A 3,163-nucleotide genomic window follows, 5' to 3' on the forward strand; every position below is an offset into this window, starting at 1 on the left:
CCACCGCCGCATCGGCGTCGAGTCGTGTCTCGGTCCAGGACCGTCGGGTCGTGCCTCGGGATCAGACGGCCGAACCGGCCTTCCAGGCCGCCCAGTCGAGGTTCCAGCCGTTGAGGCCGTTGTCCGGGGCGATGGTCTTGTCGCCGGTGTTCTTGACGACCACGACGTCACCGAGCAGCGTATTGTCGTAGAACCACGCGGCGGGCGTGTTCGCGTCCTTGGCACCCTTGGTGTCGGACAGACCGACACAGCCGTGGCTGGTGTTGACGGAGCCGAAGATGGACTTCGCGCCCCAGTAGTTGCCGTGGATGAAGGTGCCGGAGTTCGACAGCCGCATGGCGTGCGGCACGTCCTTGATGTCGTACTCGCCCTTGCCGTCGTCCTTCTTGAAGCCGACCGTCGAGCCGTCCATCCGGGTCTCCTTGAACTTCTCGGAGATGACCATCTGGCCCTGGTAGGTCTTGTTCTCGGGCGAACCGGCGGAGATCGGGATGGTCTTGATCGTCTTGCCGTCCTGCGTGACCTTCATCGTCTTGGTCTGGGCGTCGACGATGGAGACCTGGTTGCGGCCGATCTTGAACGTGACCGTCTTCTGCTGCACGCCGTAGACACCGTTCGCACCCTCGACGCCGTCGAGGTTCAGCTTCAGGGTGACGGTGGAGCCGCCGGTCCAGTAGTTCTCGGGACGGAAGTCCAGGCGGTTGGCGTTGAACCAGTGCCCGACGACCTCCTGGCCGCTGCTGGAGGCGACGGAGATCCCCTTCTGCACCTCGGCCTTGTTGGTGATCGCCTTGTCGAAGTTGATCGAGACCGGCATGCCGACGCCGACGGTGGAACCGTCCTCCGGCGTGAAGTTGCCGATGAAGCTGTTGGACGGGGAGACCGTCGTGAACGACGCGTTCTCGTGGGCGGTGCGGCCCTCGGAGTCGGCGGCCTCGGCGGCGATCTTGTACGTGGTGGCGCGTTCCAGCCGGTTGAGGGGCTTCCAGCTCTTCTTGTCCGCGGATATCTGACCGGCGACGGCGGTGCCGGACGCGGTCTTCATCGTGACGGACGTGAGCGAGCCCTTGCTGACCGTGACCGCCGTGCCGTTGTTGATCGAGGCGTTGTCGGAGCCGTCCTTGGGCGTGATCTTGATCTGGGCCTCGGAGGTCTTCTTGGCCGCCGCCTCGTCGACCTTGGCCGCCGACGTGCTGTCGCCGCCGTCCGATGTGCTGGCCTTGTCGTTGCCTCCGCTGCACGCAGAGAGCACCAGCACCCCGCCGAGCAGTGCGGACGCGGTCATCAGACGCTTGCGCCGCTTACTGTTCGTCATCACACGCTTCTCCATCGTTGCCGAATCCCGAAAAGACACGAGAGTCCCGTAAGAATCTCCAACGCCAAGACCGGTTCACCCCGTTCCACTTCTCGCGAAAGTGTGGTCCACGCCACGTACGAGCGAACGGGACGGGAGTGACACGAGGCGGCCTGTGCGTCTCCGGAGACGAGGAAACCCCGGGCGGCGGTTGCCGACCGGGGTCACTGATTTCCCAAGCCGCGTCAGCCGCGTACGTCTTCCTCGTCGTCCTCGTCAGCATCATCCTCGTCGAGGTCCCAATCCGGCGAATCGGGGTCGTAGTCGATGGGCTCGCTGCTCCAGGACGCCTGGGCGAGCTCGATCCCCGGCACCTCGCTGACCAGGTCGAACGGGTCGACGAGATAGGCGAGGGCCTCGGCCGTGTCTTCCGTCACCGCGCCCTCGGCGTGCGACCGTTCGTCGGCCGGCATGGCCGCGTCCTCGCCGATCCGGCGCAGCGCGGCCTTGGTGACGGCGTCGGCGTCGTCGATCTCCAGCACCAGTTCGACCCGAAGCCGGACAAACCGTGATGTCTCAGGGGTACTCATGAGAGGGAGCGTACGGCCCACGCGATGCGCGACTTTCCCACGACCCGCGCCTTTCATTAGCATCGCCCCACACGGCCAATTCGCCAGCGCCACAAGGGGATCGATATTTCGTGTCCGCCGCACGTCGATCGTTGCTGACCGCCACCGCAGCGGGGACCCTCCTGGGTGCCCTCTGGTTCGTCCCGTCCGCCAACGCGACCCAGGACGTACCCACACCGAGCGGGTCGATGCCTGCGTCCGCACCGGCAGGCACCACCGCGACACGGATCTCCACGGAGTCGGCCACCGCGCCGGACCCGGAGTCCGACGGTGATCAGACCCTGCTCGCCGACACCGGCAGCATAGATACGACGCCGTATCTCGTCGGCGGCACGCTCTTCCTCGGCCTCGGTGCCGGATTCGTGGCGTATTCCGTGCGCCGTGAGCGCACGATGGCCTACTGAGCGCACCGAACGCACTCCGGACAGTCAACCCACAGCGCAGGGAAGCCATGCGAGAGCTGAGCGAGCTGACCGACGTCGAGGACCCTGCCTGGCCCCTGCTGTCCAAGGCGCTCGCCGCCAGCGGGGTGTCCATGGAAGTCCTCCCGGTGGACCCCGACCTGGGCCGCGCCAGCCTGCTGCAACTGCAGATCACGGCGCGGTCCTGGCTGGGCGGGATGGTGCTCAACTGCGGTGGGGTGGTGCTGGACAGCGGATGGCTGCGGATCTACGGCAGCCCGGCCGAGGACCCGACCGCGGGCCTGCCCGGCGGCTCGACGGACCTTCCCTCGCTGGCCGAGGTCAACGAGTTCCCCGAGTGGTTCGATCCGGCCTGGCGCCCCCGGGACGGCGGGCTCGTCGTCGGCCACGACGTGCTGGGCGGGGTGTTCGTCCTCAACGGCGCCGACCCGGAGGCGGTGGGCCGCCCCGGGCATCCCGGCGAGGTCGTGTACTTCGCGCCGGACTCCCTGAAGTGGGAGGCGCTCGAAGTGGGCCACGGGGCCTGGCTCCAGTGGCTCCTCCGCGAGGGCACGGACCACTTCTACGACACGCTGCGATGGCCGGGCTGGCGGGCGGAGTCCGGCGCCCTGACCGGCACGCAGGGGCTGTCCGTGGTGCCGTTCCTGTGGTCGGCGGAGGCACGGCGCGACCTCATGTCGACGAGCCGCCGAGCGGTGCCGCTGGCCGAACTTCTCGCCCTGCACCGGGACTTCGGCCTGAAACTGGACAAGGTGGACCCGGGGTTCCTCGGCGACGTCTGAACCCAGACATGCCGCGGCCCCGCGCCCCGAAGGGGC

The 3,163-nt window shown here is 67.7% G+C and carries 4 protein-coding genes; 2 read left to right on the forward strand and 2 right to left on the reverse strand.

The genetic code is table 11. The features are described from left to right. Positions 1-61: 61 nt before the first annotated feature. The gene (locus ACFWBT_RS42440; protein WP_385710015.1) at positions 62-1,330 is read right to left on the reverse strand and encodes an Ig-like domain-containing protein; all 1,269 of its coding nucleotides are present in this window, start codon (positions 1,328-1,330) and stop codon (positions 62-64) included. Between the two features lie 209 nt (positions 1,331-1,539). Next, positions 1,540-1,884, reverse strand: coding sequence for a hypothetical protein (locus tag ACFWBT_RS42445; RefSeq protein ID WP_385710018.1), 345 nt, complete (start codon positions 1,882-1,884; stop codon positions 1,540-1,542). A 110-nt stretch (positions 1,885-1,994) separates the two neighbouring features. Here ACFWBT_RS42445 and ACFWBT_RS42450 point away from each other — a divergent pair, with 110 nt between their 5' ends. After that, the gene (locus tag ACFWBT_RS42450) at positions 1,995-2,327 is read left to right on the forward strand and encodes an LPXTG cell wall anchor domain-containing protein (protein ID WP_385710020.1); all 333 of its coding nucleotides are present in this window, start codon (positions 1,995-1,997) and stop codon (positions 2,325-2,327) included. Positions 2,328-2,374: 47 nt separating this feature from the next. After that, positions 2,375-3,127, forward strand: coding sequence for a DUF2625 family protein (locus ACFWBT_RS42455; RefSeq protein ID WP_385710023.1), 753 nt, complete (start codon positions 2,375-2,377; stop codon positions 3,125-3,127). Positions 3,128-3,163: the final 36 nt, after the last annotated feature.

Origin of the sequence: Streptomyces sp. NPDC060027 (assembly GCF_042737005.1) — a bacterium.
Lineage (GTDB): Bacteria > Actinomycetota > Actinomycetes > Streptomycetales > Streptomycetaceae > Streptomyces.